The 3445-nt window shown below is 62.2% G+C and carries 3 protein-coding genes and 2 pseudogenes; 3 read left to right on the top strand and 2 right to left on the bottom strand.

Features of this window, described 5'->3' with window-relative positions; genetic code table 11:
* A pseudogene (locus tag EN939_RS25925) lies at nucleotides 1-366 on the top strand (polysaccharide deacetylase family protein); the annotation flags it as partial.
* Nucleotides 367-405: 39 nt separating this feature from the next.
* Here the strand turns inward: EN939_RS25925 and EN939_RS25920 are convergent.
* Both EN939_RS25920 and EN939_RS25915 read right to left on the bottom strand, forming a co-directional pair.
* Nucleotides 406-795, bottom strand: a complete 390-nt coding sequence (locus tag EN939_RS25920; protein WP_127270456.1) for a DUF427 domain-containing protein — start codon at nucleotides 793-795, stop codon at nucleotides 406-408.
* A gap of 140 nt (nucleotides 796-935) precedes the next feature.
* Nucleotides 936-1292, bottom strand: coding sequence for a hypothetical protein (locus tag EN939_RS25915; RefSeq protein WP_023808564.1), 357 nt, complete (start codon nucleotides 1290-1292; stop codon nucleotides 936-938).
* A gap of 183 nt (nucleotides 1293-1475) precedes the next feature.
* On the opposite strand from EN939_RS25915, the gene EN939_RS25910 reads away from it, so the two are divergent.
* Together EN939_RS25910 and EN939_RS25905 are read left to right on the top strand one after the other, a co-directional pair.
* On the top strand, nucleotides 1476-3104 hold the full coding sequence (locus EN939_RS25910) for a fatty-acid--CoA ligase (protein WP_127270621.1): 1629 nt from the start codon (nucleotides 1476-1478) through the stop codon (nucleotides 3102-3104).
* Between the two features lie 80 nt (nucleotides 3105-3184).
* Nucleotides 3185-3445, top strand: a pseudogene (locus EN939_RS25905) (DUF1499 domain-containing protein); the annotation flags it as partial.

Here is a 3445-nt window from a genome sequence, read left to right as displayed (position 1 = left end):
GTGCTGGCCGAGGTCGAATCGGGAGCCGCCGCTCTTACCGGGACCGGCGAGCCGGCGCCGAAATGGTTTCGTGGCGCAACCGCCGAATACAGCCCGTCGGCAATCGCCATGATCCGCAAGCTTGGCTTCAAGGTCGCGGGATTCTCGATAAATGGCGACGGCGGCTCTTTGCTTGGCGCCAAGGAGACCGCCCGGCGCATCGCGGCGGCCAAGGATGGCGACGTCATCATCTCGCACATCAACCAGCCGACCCATGCGGCCGGCGAAGGCGTGGTGCAGGGGCTGCTGGCGCTCAAGGCCAAGGGCTTGACCTTTGTGCGGCTCGACGATGCCGAGGGCATCGGCAATAACGGCACGACGGAGTGACTGGCCAGCCGAGCGGATCTCGATGCCCTCGGCGTTGGCTCAGTCCGGTTTGGCTTCGATCGTGACCTTGCTAGCGTAGAATGCGCCGTGGTTGCGGATTTCAGCCATTTCGTCGAAAGGCCGCTCGTACGCCCACATGGCGTTCTGGCCGGTCTCGCCGGCAGGCAGCACGCTCCAATAGCTTGCATCGCCCTTGTAGGGGCAATGGGTCGAGTGGTCGGTGCGGCCGAGCTTGCCGAAATCGATGTCGGCGAACGGAATGTAGAAGGCCGCCGGATAGGGGGCCTCGGTCAGCACCTTGGCCTTCGTTGTTGAAGCGATGACCACGTCTCCGACACGCACGGTAACGGTGCCGGCATAGGGCTCGACAGTGATGATTTTGTCCGGGTTGCGTTGGAAACCGGGTGCGGGGTTGGCGATCTGATCCATGCGGGGGGCTCTCCTTGCGTCGACTTAAGGTGTGTCGCGCAAGCGCATTGCGCAAGCCGCTATCGCCATCCAACACGCAAAACTTGCTTAGCCGACGCCGATGGATCGCCCCTTGGAATCCTCGGGATTGTCGTCAGCGGTCAGGCAGCGGCTTTGAACACGTCCATGAGACCGGCATAGGCGGCAGCGATCCCGGCGACCGGGTTGCTGCTTCTTGAGACGGTCTCGACCTTCAGGGAACCGCCGCCGGTAGGCAAGGTAAGCAGCAGGAACTGGCGGTTTCCGCCATCGCCGACTGACGCGGCCGCGACGTGCTGGTCCTCGCCCTGATTCTGGACGCACATCTTGAACAGCAGCGTGCCGCCGACCGCTTCCAGCGCGCCGCCGACAACTTCAACAAATTCATCTTCGGAAACAGTCTTTGTGTCCGGCACCACATCGGCCAGACTTTCGGCAAGCGTACTCTCGAGAGCCTTGTCGTCGAGCTGCGCGTCCATGCGAACCTCTTTCAGTCGCCAATCGCACCCCTTTGCCCGTTAACGAAACTTAACGCCGACGATGGCCGGATTGTGGCGGTTTCCACCAATGCGGCGCTCAGGGGTGCTGGCGGCTGGACAATCCGCCGGTTCGCTCCACAATAGCTCGAAAAGCACAACGCAAAAAGCGTGAGGGAGGATCGAATGCTGGGACTGATGCAGGAATGGCCGCTGCTTTGCCATAAGCTCATCGACAATGCCGAGCGGCAGCATGGCGTGCGCGAGATCGTGTCGCGCTCGATCGAAGGGCCGATCGTGCGCACCACCTACGCCGACATCCATCGCCGCGCCCTGAAGGTCGCCCAGCGGCTGGAGCGTGACGGTTATGGGATGGGCGACCGTATCGCCACGCTGGCCTGGAACACCGCGCGCCACATCGAGGCCTGGTACGGCATCATGGGCATCGGCGCCATCTACCACACGCTCAATCCGCGGCTGTTTCCCGAGCAGATCGTCTGGATCATGAACCATGCCGAGGACAAGGCTGTCTTCGTCGACCTGACTTTCATGCCGCTGCTCGAGAAGATCGCCGGCGCCGTCAAATCGCTGAAACAGGTGATCGTGCTGACCGACAGGGCGCATATGCCGCCGACGACATTGCCCAACACGGTCGCCTATGAAGATTGGCTTGACGAAGCGGATGGCGACTTCGCCTGGAAGACCTTCGACGAAAGCACCGCCGCCGGCATGTGTTACACGTCCGGGACCACGGGCGATCCCAAGGGCGTCGTCTACAGCCATCGTTCGAACGTGCTGCACGCCATGATCGCTGCCATGCCCGACGCCATGGGACTGTCGTCGCGCGATACGATCCTGCCTGTCGTGCCGATGTTTCACGCCAATGCCTGGGGCCTTGGCCAGAGCGGGCCGATGATCGGTGCCAAGCTGGTCATGCCCGGCTGCAAGATGGATGGCGCCTCGATCTATGAACTGCTCGACACCGAGAAGGTGACCTTCAGCGCCGCCGTGCCGACCGTCTGGATGATGCTGCTGCAGCATCTGGAGGAGACCGGCAAGGAGCTTCCCTATCTCAACAAGGTCGTCATCGGCGGCTCGTCGTGCCCGCGCGCGATCATGACCAAGTTTCAGCAGAACTACGATGTCCAGGTTATCCACGCCTGGGGCATGACCGAAATGTCGCCGCTCGGCACGCTGTGTACCCTGAAGCCGGACCATGCTGGTCTTGAGGGCGAAGCCCGGCTCGACGTCCAGCAGAAACAGGGCTATCCGCCCTTCGGCGTCGAAATGAAGGTGACCGACGACGACAACAACGAGCAGCCTTGGGACGGCAAGACTTTTGGCCGCCTGAAAGTGCGTGGGCCGGCCGTTGCCCGTGCCTATTATGGCGACGCCGGCGTGGAGCAGTTCGATGAGGATGGCTGGTTCGACACTGGCGACGTCGCCCACATCGACGCTGGCGGCTACATGCAGATCACCGATCGCGCCAAGGACATCATCAAATCCGGCGGCGAATGGATTTTGACCATCGACCTCGAGAACCTGGCTGTCGGCCATCCCGATGTCGCCGAGGCGGCAGCCATCGGCGTTCAGCATTCGAAATGGGGCGAACGGCCGCTGCTGGTCGTCGTCCGCAAACCGGGCAAGGAACCGACCAAGGCTGACATTCTCGGCTTCATGGACGGCAAGGTAGCCAAATGGTGGATGCCGGACGATGTCGCTTTCGTCGGCGAAATTCCGCACACCGCAACCGGCAAGATCCAGAAGATCACCTTGCGCCAGCAATTCAAGGACTATCGCCTGCCGACCGATTGACGCGATGGTGCATGTTTCGGCTTCATGCCATCGCAAAAAGGCACTAAGTCTCCGTTCGGGTTGGGGCAGCACGGAAAACGATGGCTAGCATTCCTGAACGGCAAACGTCGAAGGCGGCCGGCTGGTCGCGGCGCACGGCCGCTTTTTCGTTGGTGCTGCTGCTGACGGTCTTCGTCGGCCATCGCTTCGATCTCGTCGAAACACCTGTCTTTCTGTGGGTGCTCGGCATTGTCGCGCTGCTGGCGGCGATGGCGCTGTTGTTTGCCGGGTTTGCCTTTTCGCGGCTGTGGAATTTCGGCGACCGCGGCGGCCGCGACCTGACGGGCGGCGCGCTGCTGGCA

This window comes from Mesorhizobium sp. M7A.F.Ca.CA.002.05.1.1, assembly GCF_003998335.1.
Taxonomy (GTDB): Bacteria; Pseudomonadota; Alphaproteobacteria; order Rhizobiales; family Rhizobiaceae; genus Mesorhizobium.
This window is presented reverse-complemented; position numbering and strand designations above follow the sequence as displayed.